Source organism: Actinoallomurus vinaceus (assembly GCF_039542055.1).
Taxonomy (GTDB): Bacteria; Actinomycetota; Actinomycetes; order Streptosporangiales; family Streptosporangiaceae; genus Actinoallomurus; species Actinoallomurus vinaceus.
The window spans coordinates 43,170-60,032 of the sequence record NZ_BAABHK010000017.1 but is presented as its reverse complement, the minus strand read 5'-3'; the positions used below and the strand labels follow the sequence as shown (position 1 = coordinate 60,032).

15 protein-coding genes are annotated in these 16,863 nt (G+C 69.4%); 7 read left to right on the top strand and 8 right to left on the bottom strand.

Annotated features, from left to right (window positions below):
* The first annotated feature begins 101 nt into the window (after nt 1-101).
* Genes ABEA24_RS42055 through ABEA24_RS42035 form a run of 5 tightly spaced genes read left to right on the top strand, consistent with a single transcriptional unit; the run spans nt 102 to nt 3,115 of the window.
* A complete protein-coding gene (locus ABEA24_RS42055) occupies nt 102-968 on the top strand; it encodes a sigma factor-like helix-turn-helix DNA-binding protein (protein WP_345439221.1) in 867 nt (288 codons plus the stop codon).
* On the top strand, nt 884-1,480 hold the full coding sequence (locus tag ABEA24_RS42050; RefSeq protein ID WP_345439625.1) for a TetR/AcrR family transcriptional regulator: 597 nt from the start codon (nt 884-886) through the stop codon (nt 1,478-1,480). The genes ABEA24_RS42055 and ABEA24_RS42050 overlap by 85 nt, the downstream gene beginning before the upstream one ends.
* A 5-nt stretch (nt 1,481-1,485) precedes the next feature.
* Nucleotides 1,486-1,968, top strand: coding sequence for a hypothetical protein (locus tag ABEA24_RS42045; RefSeq protein WP_345439219.1), 483 nt, complete (start codon nt 1,486-1,488; stop codon nt 1,966-1,968).
* A 59-nt stretch (nt 1,969-2,027) separates the two neighbouring features.
* On the top strand, nt 2,028-2,891 hold the full coding sequence (locus ABEA24_RS42040; RefSeq protein WP_345439217.1) for a hypothetical protein: 864 nt from the start codon (nt 2,028-2,030) through the stop codon (nt 2,889-2,891).
* Entirely contained in the window at nt 2,888-3,115 is a 228-nt protein-coding gene (locus ABEA24_RS42035) for a hypothetical protein (RefSeq protein WP_345439215.1), read from the top strand. Before ABEA24_RS42040 ends, ABEA24_RS42035 begins: the two co-directional genes overlap by 4 nt.
* 60 nt (nt 3,116-3,175) lie before the next feature.
* Here ABEA24_RS42035 and ABEA24_RS42030 read toward each other — a convergent pair whose 3' ends face one another.
* The 3 genes from ABEA24_RS42030 to glgB all read right to left on the bottom strand — a co-directional run bounded on the left by ABEA24_RS42030 (nt 3,176) and on the right by glgB (nt 8,179).
* Nucleotides 3,176-5,104: a Xaa-Pro dipeptidyl-peptidase gene (locus ABEA24_RS42030; RefSeq protein ID WP_345439213.1), complete on the bottom strand. Its 1,929-nt coding sequence runs from the start codon at nt 5,102-5,104 to the stop codon at nt 3,176-3,178.
* 121 nt (nt 5,105-5,225) lie between these two features.
* Nucleotides 5,226-5,891, bottom strand: a complete 666-nt coding sequence (locus tag ABEA24_RS42025) for a TMEM175 family protein (protein WP_345439211.1) — start codon at nt 5,889-5,891, stop codon at nt 5,226-5,228.
* Nucleotides 5,892-5,980: 89 nt separating this feature from the next.
* On the bottom strand, nt 5,981-8,179 hold the full coding sequence (gene glgB / locus ABEA24_RS42020; RefSeq protein WP_345439209.1) for a 1,4-alpha-glucan branching protein GlgB: 2,199 nt from the start codon (nt 8,177-8,179) through the stop codon (nt 5,981-5,983).
* 225 nt (nt 8,180-8,404) lie between these two features.
* Here glgB and ABEA24_RS42015 point away from each other — a divergent pair, with 225 nt between their 5' ends.
* The gene (locus ABEA24_RS42015; protein ID WP_345439207.1) at nt 8,405-9,295 is read left to right on the top strand and encodes an esterase/lipase family protein; all 891 of its coding nucleotides are present in this window, start codon (nt 8,405-8,407) and stop codon (nt 9,293-9,295) included.
* A gap of 34 nt (nt 9,296-9,329) precedes the next feature.
* Here ABEA24_RS42015 and ABEA24_RS42010 read toward each other — a convergent pair whose 3' ends face one another.
* Together ABEA24_RS42010 and ABEA24_RS42005 are read right to left on the bottom strand one after the other, a co-directional pair.
* A complete protein-coding gene (locus ABEA24_RS42010) occupies nt 9,330-10,133 on the bottom strand; it encodes an AfsR/SARP family transcriptional regulator (protein WP_345439205.1) in 804 nt (267 codons plus the stop codon).
* 102 nt (nt 10,134-10,235) lie between these two features.
* Nucleotides 10,236-10,994 (bottom strand): GntR family transcriptional regulator, encoded by a 759-nt coding sequence (locus tag ABEA24_RS42005; RefSeq protein WP_345439203.1) that lies wholly within the window; start codon nt 10,992-10,994, stop codon nt 10,236-10,238.
* Nucleotides 10,995-11,108: 114 nt separating this feature from the next.
* Between ABEA24_RS42005 and ABEA24_RS42000 the strand changes: the two genes are divergently transcribed.
* Complete coding sequence (locus ABEA24_RS42000; RefSeq protein ID WP_345439201.1) at nt 11,109-11,327, top strand: hypothetical protein; 219 nt, start codon at nt 11,109-11,111, stop codon at nt 11,325-11,327.
* Nucleotides 11,328-11,437: 110 nt separating this feature from the next.
* Here the strand turns inward: ABEA24_RS42000 and ABEA24_RS41995 are convergent, their stop codons facing one another.
* Genes ABEA24_RS41995 through ABEA24_RS41985 form a run of 3 tightly spaced genes read right to left on the bottom strand, consistent with a single transcriptional unit; the run spans nt 11,438 to nt 16,603 of the window.
* On the bottom strand, nt 11,438-12,823 hold the full coding sequence (locus tag ABEA24_RS41995) for a maltokinase N-terminal cap-like domain-containing protein (RefSeq protein ID WP_345439199.1): 1,386 nt from the start codon (nt 12,821-12,823) through the stop codon (nt 11,438-11,440).
* A gap of 37 nt (nt 12,824-12,860) precedes the next feature.
* The gene (gene treS, locus ABEA24_RS41990; protein ID WP_345439197.1) at nt 12,861-14,600 is read right to left on the bottom strand and encodes a maltose alpha-D-glucosyltransferase; all 1,740 of its coding nucleotides are present in this window, start codon (nt 14,598-14,600) and stop codon (nt 12,861-12,863) included.
* On the bottom strand, nt 14,597-16,603 hold the full coding sequence (locus ABEA24_RS41985; protein WP_345439195.1) for an alpha-1,4-glucan--maltose-1-phosphate maltosyltransferase: 2,007 nt from the start codon (nt 16,601-16,603) through the stop codon (nt 14,597-14,599). Before ABEA24_RS41985 ends, treS begins: the two co-directional genes overlap by 4 nt.
* Between the last annotated feature and the right edge of the window lie 260 nt (nt 16,604-16,863).

The window sequence follows — 16,863 nt, the reverse complement described above, 5'->3', positions numbered from 1 at the left end:
ACCGCTTCACCCTGGCCGACCTACGGCCGCATGAAGAAGATGCCCGCCTCGGGCGCGTTCTGGCCCCGCGGCGGCCGCTTCACCCGGGTCCGGGGTGCCCGGTGACCCAGGACCTCGACCAGCAGGTGTTCGACCAGCACCGCAACCTGCTGTTCTCGGTGGCCTACCGCGTCCTCGGCACCGCGGCCGTCGACTTCAGCCACGCCGAGATCGCCGAGGCGGTGGACCGTTCCGAGGCCGCGGTGCGCCAGGCCGCGCACCGTGCCCGCGAGCACGTACGAGCCCGGCGGCCGCGCTTCACCGCGGACCGGTCGCGGCAGCGCGAGGTCACCGAGCGCTTCTTCGCCGCCGCGACCGGTGGCGACGTCAACGCCCTCATGGAACTGCTGTCCCCGGACGTCACCCTGTGGACCGACGGCGGCGGCAAGGTCCGGCAGGCGCTGCGCCCGGTCGTGGGGGCGTCCACGGTGGCCGCCTGGTTCGCGGCCCTCGGTACCGTCTCCTACCAGGGCGTCGAGCCCGCCGACATGACCGCCGAACTCGTCGAGATCAACGGCGGGCCGGGTGTGGTGTTCAGCGGACCGGGCCGCGTGATCGCCACCGTCACGTTCGACTTCGACGCCGACGGCCGCATCACCGCCATCCACAACGTGGCCAACCCGGACAAACTCGGGGCCATCGCGGACGGCACCGCGCACGACCTCGGGACGCGGTCAGCGCCTCGGCATGAGGCCCGCCCTTCGGCCGAAGGGCGGCCCCGCCGGCGGTGGATCGAGTTCCGATCTCCTCGATCGGCTGTTATTGTCATGCTTGACAATAAGGAGCGGTGCGGATGGCAGCGCAGCGGCGCAGGCGTCGTACGCCCGCCGAGGCGCGCGAGGAGATCCTGGCGGCCGCGGCGGCGCTCATCGCCGAGCGCGGGCCGGACGGGGTCGGGCTGCGGCAGGTGGCCGAGGCGGTCGGCGTAACGCACGGCCTGGTCACGCACTACTTCGGCACCTACGGCGCCCTGGTCCGGGAGGTCCTCCGGCGCGAGAACGCGCTGCTGCGCGAGCGCGTCCGCGACCGCATCCGCGCGGAGGCGGGCCTGCCGACCGCCAAGGGGATGATGAGCGTGCTGTTCGACACGCTCGCGGACGAGCGGTACGTACGCCTGTGGGCGTGGGCGGAGCTGCACGCCGACCTCGGGATGGCGGATCTGGGCCTGCGCGAGCTGGTCGACGCGATGGACCAGGGCATCCGCGCGGTACTGCCCTGGGAAGAGGTCCCCGGCCGGGACCGGATCGAGGCGGTCGTGCTGCTCGGCCTGTCCGCCGCCTACGGCTACGCGCTCGGGCACCGCTCCTGGCTCTCCGGACTCGGCCACGACCCGGCCGACCCGGGCCGTGACGCCGCCTTCCGCTCCGGCCTGACGGCCGTGCTGGCCGGCCACATGACAGAGGCGTCCGGGCTGGTGCCCCGCGACAAGGAGGAACGGTAACCGTCATGACGGTCAACGTGGCCCTGCCGGTGGGCATCGCCCTACTCGTCATCGGCCTGCAGTTCACGACGCGACCCGTGCGATGGCAGAACTGGATCTGGGTGGTCCTCTGCGTCGCCCGCGGCTTCGTCCCGCCGGGGCCCTCCCGCGCGACCGCCGCCGGCATCGGCCTGCTGGTCGTCTCACTGATCGCCTCCGCGATCTTCGGCGTGCTGCGCGGCCGCACCATGCCGATGTGGCGCGGCCAGGACGGACTCGTCTACCGCCGGGGCGGCGGCGTCACGCTCCTGCTGTGGCTCGCGACGGTCGCCACCCGGCTCGCGCTCGGAGCACTGGGACAGGCGGTGTTCGCCGAGCCGTTCGCCCTCGACGCGCTGTGGCTGGGGCTAGGCGTGACCCTCGCCGCCCAGCAACTGGTCATGACCCACCGCGCGACCCGCCTCCCGCACCCGGCACCCCGACGCGACCGCCCCGCCCCCGCCCGCTAAGGGTCTTGATTTTTGCCATTGCTTTGCGTAAGCATTCGAACACTATTAGTGTTCGCTGCATGCCCAGTCGTGATCACCAGATGTGGTTGGAGTTGATCCGGCTACGGCCCGCGCTCGCGGCCGACCTGCTCGACTACGTGTGCAAGGGCTTGGTGCCGTCCTCCGCGCACGCGCGCATGGAGCCCACCGACCTCAGCGCGCACAAGCCGGTGTCGTACCACGCCGATGCGGTCGTGACCCTCGGGAAGGATCAGCCGGAGCTCGCCGTCATCGTCGAGGTGCAGCTGCGCCGGGATCCGCAGAAGCACCTGACGTGGCCGGCCTACGTGGCCACGGCCCGCGCCCGGCTGGGTTGCCCGACCGTGCTGCTGGTCATCTCCCCGAAGCCGGGCGTCGCCGGGTGGGCCCGCAAGCCGATCGACCTCGGACACCCAGGCCTCGTCTTGCGGCCTCTCGTCCTCGGCCCGGACGAGGTTCCCGTCCTGACGGATGGGCAGACGGTTCCCGCTCCGGAGCTTGCCGTCCTGTCTGCCGCGGTGCACGGTCCCGGTCCCGATGGCCCCAAGGTCTTCGAAACGTTGCTCGACTGTATGAAGACCATCGACGTCGATCGGGCACAAGGTTTAATGGATGAGGTACTCGCCGTGCTTCCTCGGGCGGCTCGGGCTCTTCTGGAGGGGATGATGAAGACCGAAGCGGGTTACAAGAGCGACTTCGCCCGCCGCTACTTCCACGAGGGTAAGACGGAAGGCAAGGCAGAGGGACAGGCCGACATGGTCCTCGCCGTGCTGTCCGCCCGGGGGATCGTGGTGCCGGACGAGGCCCGGGCGCGCATCGTCGAGTGCACCGACCTCGAGCAGCTCGTGGAGTGGGGACGGCGAGCCGCTACGGCGCAGTCAATCGACGACGTGTTCGATCAATGACACGTGTCGCGATCACCGACCCCTGCAGATACAAAAGCGATTTCTTCCGCAGGAACTTCTACGCGGGCGCGGCTGAGCTGGTCTTGGCCATGCTCGCCGCTGATGAAGTGGCGGTCCCGGATCGGGAGCGCATTCGTATCGCCGAGTGCACCGATTGGGGACAACTCGTTGAGTGGGGGATTCGGGCCGCTACGGCCAACTCCATCGAGGATGTTCTCGGCTGAGGATCCCCGTACGTGAGCGGGCCCCGGGACGGTTGTCCCGGGGCCCGCTTCATTCGGTGATCAGTGGAAGTCGTGGGGCTGCTTGGGCAGGACCACGTGGGTCGGGCCGCGCCACTTCTGCTCGGCCGAGAAGGTCGACTCCGACGGCGTGCCGCCGACGATCACCGGGAGGGTGATCTTGCTGCCGGCCAGGTCGACCGTCACGGCGGCGCCGGTGGCGTCGTCGTCCTGGGTGTCGGCGTCGGTGCCGATGAGGACGAGGGCGAGCCGGTGCCCGGCCTTGAAGCGGTAGTCCTGCGGCAGGGTGTCCCAGCGGACCGAGTAGGCCGTGCCCGGCGTCAGCGGTGACGCGTGGCTGAGGGAGTGCCGGTTCTGCGCGTCGAGGTAGCCACGGGTCACCACGTTGACGTCGGACGTCACCGTGTCCGTGACCACCTTCTTGTAGCAGGCGTCGTCGGCGGCCGTGCTCTCACCGTGGCAGTCCTCGGTGGTCAGTGTCTTCACTCCCGAGCCGGCGCCGAGGTAGTTGACCCGCGTGTCGGTGCCGTAGTCGACGAGCAGCGCGCCCAGGTTGGCGGTCGGCTTGTCGAGCTTGATCTTCAGGCTCACCTCGGGTGTGCCGGACAGCCGTACGTCCCGCTTCAGCGGCGCGGTGGTGTAGGCCAGCCGGTACGCCTTCGCCGTGGTGGGGTCGGACACGTCGTCGCCCTCGGCCTGCTTGCTGTCGGTGTACGCGCCGGTGCCGGTGCCCGCCTTGAGCCCCAGGGTGCCGTCCGCCTGCGGGCGCAGGCTCAGCGCACGGGTGTGCGGCGCGGGCCAGTCGGACTGGGTGACCCACTGGTCGGGGCCCACCTCGAGGTCGGCGCGCGGCTGCTGCATGACGCCGTTGGGGAGCTTCCACAGCCAGTGGTCGAACCACTGGTGGAGGGTGTCCACCCAGACGTCGCGGCGGAAGTCGAACGGGTCGACGTGGCCGTACTGCGACAGCCAGACCTTCCGCGGCACCCCGCGCTTGGCCAGTGCCGCCCACCAGGTGGAGAACTGGCTCGGCTTGACGTTGAGGTCGTTCATCCCGTGAATCGCGAAGACGCTGGCGTGCACGTTGCCAACGTCGGCGATCGGCCCGACCCGGTAGTTCCGCTCGTTCCAGAACGGGTTGTAGTTCCCGGTGGCGTCGTCCTGGCCGTCGGCGAGCTTCTGGCGGACGGCGGCGCACTTGGCGGGCGGGTCGGTGTCGACGAACTCCGCGAGCCCGTCCTCCTCGCCCTTGAACCAGATGGTCCCGTTCACGCGGCTGTAGTCGTACCAGGAGCTGATCGCCGAGATCGGCACGATCGTGTCCAGGCCCTTGACGCCGGTGGCGGCGACGGCGTTGGCGAGCGTCCCGTCGTACGACTTGCCGATCATGCCGGCGTGGCCGGTGGACCAGGTGGCCTTCACCTCCTTGCCGTTGGCGTCGAAGGCCTTGGCCCGGCCGCCCAGCCAGTCGATGACGGCCTTGCCGCCGAGGACGTCGGAGGCGCCGCCGGAGGTGGGGCAGCCGTCGGACTTCGTCGTGCCGTCCATGTCGACGTTCAGGACGGCGTAGCCGCGCGGCACGAAGTAGTTGTCGTAGAACAGCGGGAACTTCACCGGGTTGCCGTTGGCGTCGTACTGCTTGCGCTCGGACTCGTTGCCCCGGCCCGCGTTGTCGTAGTACGGGCTCTCGTCGATGATGGCGGGCACCTGGAGCCCGGCGTTCGTCTCCTTCGGCCGGATGATGTCGACCCGGATCAGGTCCTTCTTGCCGTCACCGTCGGCGTCGACGCTCGACTGGACCCGGACGAACTCCCGGATGGCGTTCTGGTACGAGAAGACGGGCTGGGTGACCCCGCCCGACACCTTGATCGTCGGCTTCTTCGCCGCATGGGCGGCGGGCGTCCCGGCCGCCGCGAGGGCGGCCGCGACTGCGATGGGGGCGAGGACTCCTCGCCGTGCTGAGATCCGCACGCGCTACCTCCTGAGGTTGCGCGCGAAATCTCTCGCAGTGCGCGGCGCCGTCACAAGGTCATTGCCACATGTGGCCCCGTTCATCGCGACCCCTTGGGGCGACGAGGCCGGGCACCGCGGATCAGAACCGGTTGAGCGGCCGGATGTTCGGAGCGATCGCCGAATTCAGCTGGAGCAGCACGACCAGCGCGATGCTCACATAGGTGTTGACCACGCACAGCGCGAACGCGGCGGCGTACAGCACCTGGGGGATCGCGATCCGGCGTTCGAAGGCCCGCTGGAATCCGGGCGTGCGTTCGGTGTCGAGGAGCCCGGCCCTCCGCGCGTACCGGACGAGGGCCAGCAGCAGCAGGCCCAGCGCCAGCAGGTTCAGCCAGTACAGGGCGACGGCGATCCGGAAGGTGATGAACTTCGCCAGCAGGGCGGTGGTGAAGGGCAGCAGGGAGACGCCGAGCAGGAAGGTCAGCTGCAGCCAGGTGAAGTTCCGGTCGCTGCCCCGCAGGTGGTTGAACAACGTCTGGCAGCCGACGTAGAACATCCCCAGGGTCAGGAAGCTCATCAGGTACGTGAGCAGGTTGGGCCCGACCTCTCCGAGGAGATGCCACAGCTCGCGCTCCGACGAGAGCGAGCCGTCACTCCACAGCGGCCGCTGCCGGTGGATCACCTTCTCCGCCGGCACGTGCAGATCCAGCACGAGCAACGTGAGCACGATCGCGAACACGCCGTCGTTCAGCGCCGACAGACGTTCCAGGCTTCCGCCCGCGACGCGGTGGTACAGCGACGTCACTGGTCACCGACCCGATGATCATTGAACATCGCTCCATCATGGCCGTGTCACCGACACGGCCACAACGGTTATCCGGGGCGGAGGGACCGTCACTCCGGGGCGAGCCAGACGGCGCCGAGCGGCGGCACCCGCAGGCGGGTCGAGGCCGGCAGGCCGTGGCTGGGCTCCTCGACCGCCTCGACGTGACCGAGGTTGCCGACGCCGCTGCCGCCGTACTCGTACGCGTCGGTGTTGACCAGTTCGCGCCAGCGGCCCGGGCGGGGCAGGCCGAGCCGGTAGTCCTCGTGCGGGATGCCGGAGAAGTTGACGACGCAGGCGAGCGGCGAGCCGTCCGGGGCGTACCGGAGGAAGGAGATGACGTTGCCCGCGACGTCGTCCGCGGCGATCCAGCGGAACCCCTCCGGGTCGGCGTCCATCGTCCACAGCTGAGGCGACCCCGTGTAGGCGTGGTTCAGGTCGCGGACCAGCTCCTGGACCCCCCGGTGGTAGTTGTTCTCGGCCTCGTCGAGCAGCCACCAGTCGAGGGAGCGGGACTCGGCCCACTCGGCGCCCTGCCCGAACTCCTGGCCCATGAACAGCAGCTGCTTGCCCGGGTGTGCCCACATGAAGGCCAGCAGCGTCCGGAGGTTCGCGAACCGCTGCCACTCGTCACCGGGCATCTTGCCGAGCAGGGAGCCCTTGCCGTGCACCACCTCGTCGTGCGAGAGCGGCAGCACGTAGTTCTCCGAGTAGGCGTACACCATCGAGAACGTGATCTCGTGGTGGTGGTAGCCGCGGTAGAGCGGGTCGCGCTCGAGGTACGCGAGCGTGTCGTGCATCCAGCCCATGTTCCACTTGAACCCGAAGCCGAGCCCGCCGAGGTGGGTGGGGCGCGAGACGCCGGGCCAGGCGGTGGACTCCTCGGCGATCGTCATGATGCCGGGGGAGCGCTTGTAGACGGTGGCGTTCATCTCCTTGAGGAAGTCGATGGCCTCGAGGTTCTCCCGGCCGCCGTAGATGTTCGGCGTCCACTCGCCCTCGGCCCGTGAGTAGTCGAGGTAGAGCATCGAGGCGACGGCGTCCACGCGCAGCCCGTCGACGTGGAACTCCTCCAGCCAGTAGTTCGCGTTGGCGACGAGGAAGTTGCGGACCTCCGTACGGCCGAAGTCGAAGATGAGCGTGCCCCAGTCCTTCTGCTCGCCCCGGCGCGGGTCGGCGTGCTCGTACAGCGGCGTGCCGTCGAAGCGGGCCAGGGCCCACTCGTCCTTCGGGAAGTGGCCCGGGACCCAGTCGATGATGACGCCGACGCCGGCCTGGTGCAGCCGGTCGACGAGGTGGCGGAAGTCGTCGGGGTTCCCGAAGCGGGACGTGGGCGCGTAGTACGAGGTGACCTGGTAGCCCCACGACCCGCCGAACGGGTGCTCGGCCACCGGCAGGAACTCCACGTGCGTGAACCCCATGTGGGTGACGTAGTCGACCAGCTGGTCGGCGAGCTCGCGGTAGCCCAGCTCGGTGCGCCAGGAGCCGAGGTGGACCTCGTACGTGCTCACCGGCGAGTGCAGCGCGTCGTACGACTTGCGGCGCGTCATCCACTCGTCGTCCGCCCACTCGTAGGAGGACGTGAAGACGGTGGACGCGGTGGCGGGCGGCTTCTCGGCGTACCGCGCCATCGGGTCGGCCTTGCGCCGCCAGACCCGGTCGGCGCCGAGGATCTCGAACTTGTAGTTCGTGCCGTCGCCGACCCCGGGGACGAACAGCTCCCAGACCCCCGTCGCGCCGAGCGAGCGCATCGGGTACGCCCGGCCGTCCCAGTGGTTGAAATCGCCGACGACCCGGACCCCGCGGGCGCTCGGGGCCCACACCGCGAACGACGCGCCGGGGACCGGGCCGAAGACCGAGCCGTACGTGCGGGTGTGCGCGCCGAGGACCTTCCACAGCTCCTCGTGCCGGCCCTCGCCGATCAGGTGCAGGTCGAGCTCGCCCAGGGTCGGCAGGTGGCGGTACGGGTCGTCCTGCAGGAGCTCGGGCCCGTCGTACGTGACCGCGAGCCGGTAGTCGGGCACCGCCTGGGGCTCCTCGCCGGCCAGCGTGGCGTCGGCGGGCAGCGTGGCCGCGAAGACGCCCTCGTGCACGTGACGCATCGGATGCCGGGCACCGCCCGGGAGCACGACCTCGACCTTCGAGGCCAGCGGCCGCAACGCGCGGACGGTGATGCCGTCACGCCCGGGATGGGCGCCGAGCACGCTGTGTGGGTCGTGGTGATCTCCACCGATCAACCGGTCGATCTCATCGTGGGTGACCCGCGCCATGACGCTCCTCGGTTCTTGTGTGCCACGTCTCCCTAAGCCTGCCCGACCGTCGATGACTAATCCTCCGGCGGGGCCCGATCTCCGCGCGGTCACGGCGGTGGGGCGGCCTGGCTCTGTATGCGGACTGTACGGCCAATGTATGAGCCCCGGCCATGATCGCCGCGCGAGTGCGGAGACAGCCGGCGTCCCGGACGCGGCTGCCGATGGCCGGAGGTAGTGGCGTTGATGCGACGAATCATGCGGGGCCTGACCGCGACCGTGGCCGTCGGGGCCGTGCTGTCGGGGACCCAGGGGATCGCGAGCGCGGCGACGCCGCCGCGGAACAACAGCAAGAACGAGGCCGTCTACTTCGTCCACGGCAGCGATCTCGTGCACAGCGACGTCAACGGCGGCGGCGACGACTGCAACTCGGCCTGGGGCGCCGAGATGTCCGCGCTGCGCAAGCGGGGCTGGACCGGGGACTTCGTCACGTGGGGCTTCTACAAGGGCGACACCCACTGCACCCGTAAGTTCGACGGCGACCTGAACAGCAGGATCCAGGAGCTCGGCCGCCGCCTGGCGTGGGACATCTACGACCACTATTCCAAGCACGGCAAGTCGGTCGACGTGGTCGCGCACTCGATGGGCGGTCTGGTGGTCCGGGCGGCCATCACCGGAGTCAACAGGTACGGCGCGACGTCGAAACAGTGGCCGAAGTACCTCTACGTCGAGGACGTCGCGACGCTCAGCACCCCGTTCACCGGGACCAGCTGGGCCACGACGTGCACGGTCGCCTACGGCTGGAAGCAGTGCAGCGACATGCGCCCCGGCAGCGGCTTCCTCAAGTGGTCGGGGCAGAACCCCCAGTCGACCCAGGGCACCGACTGGACGCTGGTCGGCGCCAGCGACGACGACATGGTCACCAGCGGATCGGCCACCGGCATGACCGCCAAGCACAAGGTCATCTACGCCGCGCATCAGGGACTGGAGCACAGCGCGCTCCCGCACAAGGGACCCGGCACCGGCTGGACGATGAAGTACTCCCACGACAACGGGAAGAGCTGGAAGAACACCACCAACGGCGCCGGCCCGATCCGCCTCGTCGGCGATGCCCTGTACTACTGGACGGCCTCCTGACCGGCGGCCGGTTCGGCGCCGAGCCGCCCCGGGATCATCCCGCTTCGAGGAGGTCCTCGGCGCCGAACCTCCGGCCGCGCGCCGGCGGCTCGTCCCGGCCGTCGAGGTCGCCGCGGAGCATCCGGTCGTAGAGCCGGCGCAGCTCGATTCCCGGCTCGACGCCCAGCTCGTCGATCAGCCGCAGGCGCAGCACGTGGTAGACGGTGAAGGCGTCGGCCTGACGGCCCGACCGGTACAGCGCCAGCATCAGCTGCGCGTGGAGGCGCTCGTGCAGCGGCTGCTCGACCGTCAGCCGCCGCAACTCGCCGATCATCTCCGCGTGCCGGCCGAGGACGAGCCAGGCGTCGCCGAGCTGGACCGCGGCCCTGAGGCGCTGCTCGGTGAGCCGGAGTGACTCCGCGGTCAGCGAGGGCCACGCCGGAACGTCCTCGCACACCTCGCCCCGCCACAGGGCCAGGGCGCGGCCGAGGGCGTCCGCCGCGCGTTCCACGTCGGCGCACCGCAGTGCCGCGTCGCCCTCGCGGGCGACGGCGGTGAACTCCAGCGCGTCCACCTCGGACGGCTCGACGGACAGCAGGTAGCCGCCCGCCCTCGTCTCCAGGCGGGACGCGGCCGATCCGAGGATGGTCCGCAGCTCACGGACGTACGTGCGGATGTTGGCGACCCCGGACGCCGGCGGCCCGGACGGCCACAGCGCGGCGGCCAGCGAATCCAGCCGTACGAGACTGCCCGGCCGGAGGAGCAGAGCCGCGAGGAGCGTACGGTGCTTCGGCGCCCGTACGTACGTCGTCCGGCCGTCGGCCCGTAGCTCCAACGGTCCCAGCATGTTGAAACGCATGGCGCCTCCCCGCTTCCGAGATGACTGTCGCGGTTCGGCTCCAAGATCACTAGAGACCGTGGTCCCGAAATGAGGGTTTCGCTTGGGTCCCCGGTCCCAAGATCACAAATCTATCGCGTAATCGAGGACGACCCGGTCGGCGGGGAGGACGATGTCGCGGCAGACCTCGAGGACCCGGTCGCCGGAGAACATCCGCCGCGTGATGGTCAGGACCGGGACACCGGTGCCCATGCGAAGCGTGTCGGCCTCCTCCCGGGTCGGCATCCGGGACCGTACGGCCTCCTCGACCCGCGTGGCCGGATGGCCGAGGAACGCCAGCTGCGCCGGCGTGCCCCCCGGCCACGGCTCCCGGTCCGGGTCGGCCACGGGCGTGCCCTCGACCAGGCTCCACGGCAGGTAGTTCGTGGAGATCTGCTGCGGCTCGCCGCGCGCCCAGAAGACGAAGTACCGGCGCAGCAACAGGGTTCCCGGCTCCACCGCGAACAGCGCGGACAGCTCCTCGTCGGCGCGATGTCGCGAGTAGGACCGGTCCAGGCGGTAGTCGCGCCACGTGATCTGGTGGTCGACGGTGAAGGAGGTGGCGGGCACCGCGGCAGGGGCCGTCTCGGCGCGGTAGCGCTCCATGGCCAGCCGCCGGGCGGGCGGCCGGCCGCGCACCACGGTGCCGCCTCCCCGGCGCGTCTCGACCAGCCCTTCGGTCCGCAGGAGGGCGAAGGCCTGGCGGATCACGATCTCCGAGACGCCGTGGACGTCGCACAGCCGGCCGATCGTGGGCAGCCGCGTTCCGGGCGGGTAGGTGCCGTCGCGGATGAGTTCACGGAGTTCGCCGGCGATCCGGGCGTAAGCGGGGAGGATAGCCATCTTGCCCTCCTCATAGCCATACAGGGACGTTCCGCTTACGGGCGTCTTGACACCTCGACGTATACGACCCACTTTCGTATACAGAAGGCCGTGTTTCCAGCGCGAAGGGGCAAGATGGCGGAATTCGCCGTTGTCAAGGCCACATTAGAGGCCGATTTTCCGGGCTGGGTCGTCTGGCGCAGCGACGCGGGCCACTGGTACGCGACCCGGGCGGGCAATCTCACCGACCAGCAGATACAGGCCGGTTACGCGAGGACCGTGGCCGCCGAGGCGCCGGAGACCCTCCGGCTCCTTCTCGCCGAACAGGTACATCCCGGCGAGGGCGCGGGATGACGGGTCGCCCGTAGGGTTTCCGTCAGACCGGAACTCTACAGGGCGACCTGCATTTCCAAAAATGCGGGTTGCGGCCGGAAATAATCTTACGGTCGCCTTTTCTCCGTCATTCAGTACGCCAGATAATCCGACTCCGGGCGGGTGCTGAGGGCGGCGATGGAGCCGAGGGGGATCTGTAGCCAGGACGGCCGGTTGCGCGCCTCGTACATGACCTCGTAGACGGCCTTGTCGAATTCGAAGGCGCGCAGGACCATCTCGTTCGCGGCCGGGTCGGTGCCGCCGGCCTCGGCGTACCCGCGGCAGAAGGCGGCCCGGTTGCGGTCGGCCCACTCCTGGGCGCGGAACTCCAGCTGGTCGGGGTCGCCGCCGATGGCCTGGCCGTTGGCCAGCAGGTGCCGGGCCGCGTAGTCGAACGAGCGCAGCATCCCGGCGACGTCGCGCAGCGGGTGGGCGGGGGCCCGGCGCTCCTCCAGGGGCTTGGCGGGCTCGCCTTCGAAGTCGAGCAGCATCCAGCCGGAGTCGGTCCGCATCACCTGGCCCAGGTGGTAGTCGCCGTGGACGCGCTGGACGGTCAATGGCCTCTCCAGCTCGGCGAGGGCGTCGAAGGCGTCGGTGAGCCGTCCGGCGTACGGGGCGAGCTGGGGCACGGCGGAGCACGTCTCGACGAGGCGGGCGTGCATCTGGTCGGCCACCGCGCGTACCTCGGCCGGCGGCATCTCGCCGGTGCCGAACGCGGCGGCCAGGTCGCGGTGGACCTCGGCGGTCGCCGCGCCGAGCCGCTCGGACTCACTGGCGAAGTCGCCGCCGACCTCGTCGGCGCGCAGGTCGGCCTCGGCGTACAGGTCGCGGACGCTGGTGCCGGCGAGCTGCCAGCCGTCGGTCCCGCTGCGCAGGAATTCCGACATCATCGCGAGCGTGGACAGGGTGCCGTCGAGGTCGCTGGAGAACCAGCCGTACAGCTCGGGGACGTGTTTGCTGCCGGCCCGGGCGAGGCCGAGGCTGAGTTCGAGGTCGGGGTTGATGCCGGGGGTGAGCCGGCGGAAGAGCTTGCAGATGTAGGCGTCGCCGTAGATCAGCGAGGTGTTGCTCTGCTCAGCGGGGCTGGCGAGGCTGTCGAGCTCGGTGTCGATGCCGGTGATCGAGCGGAACGTGAGCGGCCCGGCGTCGACGTTGCCGGCCATGTTCTCCAGCCAGACCCGGGTCAGCTCGGGATCGTGCACGGCGTCGTAGAGGTGAGCGTCGTCGTCGAGCTGCCCGATCGCCGCGTACTCGAGTCGGCCGGGCAGCTCGCTGCGTACTCCCAGGGGCACCTGATATCGGTCGGTGCCCCCGGCCTGGCGCACGGCGATGATGACGTGGTGTAGCGACGGATCGCCCTCGACCAGTTCCGTGTCGTATAGGACGGAGATCGCATCGATCGCCCGGTCCTTGCCCGCGAACCAACGCTGGCGCGGGAGCCAGTCCACCAACAGGTCGTCGAGTCGTTCCAGTCGCACTGACTATGTCACCTCGCCTGTGCCTCCTGCGTCCTTGTCATGGCTGTTCGCCATCACCCCCGGGCTTCGGGGACAGGAGGAACCAGTAGAAACCATGCCCAGGGAGCGTCAGAAGATACGGGAGCTCCCCAATTGGCGGGAATTGCACCCCTCCCATGCACTCCACCGGATTGACGCCCTCGAATCGCCGCAGGTCGAGCTCCACCGGCTGCGGGAAACGCGAGAGGTTGTTGACGCACAGCACGCGGTCCTCGCCGTACTCCCGCACGAACGCCAGCACGCTCGGGTTGGAGGCGGTGAGCTCGGTGTAGTCGCCGACGCCGAAGACCATGTGCCGCTTGCGGATCTCGATCATCTTGCGCGTCCAGTGCAGCAGCGACCCGGTGTTGTTCTGCTGCGACTCGACGTTGATGGCCTGGTATCCGTAGATCGGATCCATGATGGCCGGGAGGTAGAGCCGGGCCGGGTCGGCCTTGGAGAACCCGGCGTTGCGGTCCGGGGTCCACTGCATGGGCGTACGCACGCCGTCGCGGTCGCCCAGCCAGATGTTGTCGCCCATGCCGATCTCGTCACCGTAGTAGATCACGGGCGAGCCCGGAAGCGACAGCAACAGCGCGGTGAACAGCTCCAGCTGGTTGCGGTCGTTGTCCAGGAGCGGCGCCAGACGCCGGCGGATGCCGATGTTGGCCTTCATCCGCGGGTCCTTGGCGTACTCGGAGTACATGTAGTCGCGCTCTTCGTCCGTCACCATCTCGAGCGTCAGCTCGTCGTGGTTGCGGAGGAAGATGCCCCACTGGGCGTTCTCCGGGATCTTCGGCGTCTGCGCCATGATCTCGGAGATGGGGTAGCGCTGCTCCCGGCGGACCGCCATGTAGATGCGCGGCATGACCGGGAAGTGGAACGCCATGTGGCACTCGTCGCCGCCCGTGGCCGGGTCGCCGAAGTACTCCACGACGTCGGCGGGCCACTGGTTCGCCTCGGCCAGCAGCACCCGGTCGGGGTAGAGCCGGTCGACCTCCTTGCGGACCCGCTTGAGGTAGTCGTGGGTCTCCTTGAGGTTCTCGCAGTTGGTGCCCTCCCGCTCGTACAGGTAGGGCACGGCGTCGAGGCGGAACCCGTCGATGCCGAGGTCCAGCCAGAACCGCAGGACCTCCAGCATCGCGTCCTGAACCGCGGGGTTGTCGAAGTTCAGGTCCGGCTGGTGGTTGAAGAAGCGGTGCCAGTAGTACTGGCCGCGCACCGGGTCGTACGTCCAGTTCGACGTCTCGGTGTCGACGAAGATGATCCGCGCGTCCTTGTACTGGTCGTCCGTGTCGGACCAGACGTAGAAGTCGCCGAACGGCCCGTCCGGGTCCTCCTGGGACGCCTTGAACCACGGGTGCTGGTCGCTGGTGTGGTTCATGACCAGGTCCGCGATCACGCGGATGCCCCGCTTGTGCGCCTCGTCGACGAGCTCCACGAAGTCACCGAGATCGCCGAACTCGGGGAGGACCTTCATGAAGTCGCTGATGTCGTACCCGCCGTCGCGCAGCGGCGACTGGTAGATCGGCAGCAGCCAGATGCAGTCGATGCCGAGCCACTGCAGATAGTCGAGCTTCTCGGTGAGTCCCCGGATGTCGCCGGTGCCGTCGCCGGTGGAGTCGTAGAAGCCCCGGATGAGGACCTCGTAGAAGACCGCGTGCTTGTACCAGCGAGGCTCGTTGGGTGCCTCACGCGTGAACGTGTCGGGAACCGGCTCGACCGGGCCGACGCCCGCCAGGGGATCGAACTGGGTCAACTGTCGCCTCTCGAGACCGTGAAGATGTGGGCAGGCCTGTTATGGGGGTCCAGGCGCACGTAGTTCGCCTGCCGCCAGTCGTACGACTCGCCGGACAGCTCGTCGTGGACGACGAACTCGTCCGACCAGTCGAGACCGAGCGCGGGCAGGTCGAGTTGGACCGTCGCCTCGCGAACCTGATGTGGGTTGAGGTTCACGACGACCAGCACGACGTCTCCGGGGCGGTCGGGACCGTCCGACACGCGTTTGGAATAACAGATCAGCTCGGGCTGGTCGACATGATGGAAATGTAGGTTACGCAGCCTACGCAACGCCGGGTGCGTTCTTCGCAAAGAGTTGAGGTTCCGGATGAGCGGAGCCAGGCTGCGGCCCTCGCGTTCGGCGGCCTCCCAGTCCCGCGGGCGGTACTGGTACTTCTCCGAGTCGCGGTACTCCTCGCTGCCCGGCCGCACCGGGGTGTTCTCGTACAGCTCGTAGCCCGAGTAGACACCCCAGGTGGGGGACAGCGTCGAGGCGAGCACGGCGCGGATCGCGAACGCCGGCGGCCCGCCGTGCTGGAGGTACTCGTTGAGGATGTCGGGCGTGTTGACGAAGAAGTTGGGCCGCATGTAGGCGGCCGCCGCGCCCGACAGCTCGCGGAGGTACTCCTCCAGCTCGTCCTTGCTGTTGCGCCACGTGAAATACGTGTACGACTGGTGAAAGCCGATCTTGCCGAGCGTGTGCATCATCGCCGGGCGGGTGAACGCCTCGGCGAGGAACAGCACGTCGGGGTCGGTCTCGGCGATGCTCTTCAGCAGCCGCTCCCAGAACGCGACCGGCTTGGTGTGCGGGTTGTCCACCCGGAAGATCCGCACGCCGTGCGCCATCCAGTGCCGGACGACCCGCTCGACCTCCGCGTAGATGCCCTCGGGGTCGTTGTCGAAGTTGATCGGGTAGATGTCCTGGTACTTCTTCGGCGGGTTCTCCGCGTAGGCGATCGAGCCGTCGGCGCGCGTGGTGAACCACTCGGGGTGCTTGCTCACCCACGGGTGGTCCGGCGAGCACTGCAGGGCCAGGTCGAGGGCGATCTCCATGCCGAGCTCACGGGCACGGGCGACGAAGGCGTCGAAGTCCTCGATCGTTCCAAGTTCGGGGTGGATCGCGTCGTGACCGCCCTCCTCCGAGCCGATCGCCCACGGCGAGCCGGGGTCGTGGGGCTCGGCGTGCAGGGTGTTGTTAGGCCCCTTGCGGAACTGCCTGCCGATCGGGTGGATCGGCGGGAGGTAGACGACGTCGAAGCCCATCTCGGCGACGGCGGGGAGCCGCTTCATCGCCGTTCGGAACGTTCCGGACTGCGGTGCCCGGCGGCCCATCGGGTCGTACGTCGCGCCCTCCGAGCGGGGGAAGAACTCGTACCAGGAGCCGAACAGCGCCCGCTCGCGCTGCACGATCAGCGGGTGCCACTCCGAGGTGGTCACGTGCTCCCGCAGGGGGTGCGCGTCGAGGACCTCGTGCACCTCCGGGGCGTCCGCCGCCTCGAACCGCAACATCGGCGGGATCGTCCGCTCCCGCAGCGTACGGGCGAGCGCGGTCAGCGCCGCCCGCTTCTTCGGGGCGCCGGCGGCCTTCTTCGGCAGGCTCGCGGCGGCGCGCTCGAACAGCCGGGCGCCCTCCTCGAGCATCAGCTCGACGTCCTGACCGCGCGGGATCTTGATGCCCGCGTCGTGGTACCAGTGCCCGATCGGATCGCCCCACGCCTCCACGCGGAAGTGCCACAGCCCGGTGGTGGTCGCCGCCACCTGCGCGGCGTACCGGTCGGTGCCGGGGGTGACCTCGGACATGCGGACGAGGGGCCCGGCTCGGCCCTCCGGATCCCGCAGGACGACGCCGGCGCCGAGCTGCTCGTGGCCCTCGCGGAACACGGTGGCGCCGACGGCGAACTCCTCGGCGGGAACGGCCTTGGCGGGCCAGCGTTCGCAGTCGATCACTGGCTGCACGTCGAGGATGGGAATGCGTCCGATCATCGCAGGCGAGCGTACAGACGCGGGTACGCGATCAGCCTGCTCTTCGGAAAGAATTGATCTTTCTTGAGGGTCGCTGTCGCCGGATCGAGTGGGGGTGCTCGGCGAGGGTTGGCGCATAACGTCTCCGTTGCCGGTATCCGCGGTATGAAACGGGTGTTTTGTCGCGTTCTGACGACGGTGGTGCCGCCGCGTCCGATGCCCGCACGCGACGGCGGTCCGTCCGCGCTCGGATTCTTTCATCGCCTCGGGTGAGGCGCCGG

Coding starts and splice junctions, on each gene's coding strand:
- ABEA24_RS42000 (WP_345439201.1), top strand. CDS start 11,109: ATGGCGGAATTCGCCGTTGTCAAGGCCACATTAGAGGCCGATTTTCCG.
- glgB (WP_345439209.1), bottom strand. CDS start 8,179: ATGGCGCGGGTCACCCACGATGAGATCGACCGGTTGATCGGTGGAGAT.
- ABEA24_RS42010 (WP_345439205.1), bottom strand. CDS start 10,133: ATGCGTTTCAACATGCTGGGACCGTTGGAGCTACGGGCCGACGGCCGG.
- ABEA24_RS42045 (WP_345439219.1), top strand. CDS start 1,486: ATGACGGTCAACGTGGCCCTGCCGGTGGGCATCGCCCTACTCGTCATC.
- ABEA24_RS42040 (WP_345439217.1), top strand. CDS start 2,028: ATGCCCAGTCGTGATCACCAGATGTGGTTGGAGTTGATCCGGCTACGG.
- ABEA24_RS42015 (WP_345439207.1), top strand. CDS start 8,405: ATGCGACGAATCATGCGGGGCCTGACCGCGACCGTGGCCGTCGGGGCC.
- ABEA24_RS42005 (WP_345439203.1), bottom strand. CDS start 10,994: ATGGCTATCCTCCCCGCTTACGCCCGGATCGCCGGCGAACTCCGTGAA.
- ABEA24_RS42035 (WP_345439215.1), top strand. CDS start 2,888: ATGACACGTGTCGCGATCACCGACCCCTGCAGATACAAAAGCGATTTC.
- ABEA24_RS41985 (WP_345439195.1), bottom strand. CDS start 16,603: ATGATCGGACGCATTCCCATCCTCGACGTGCAGCCAGTGATCGACTGC.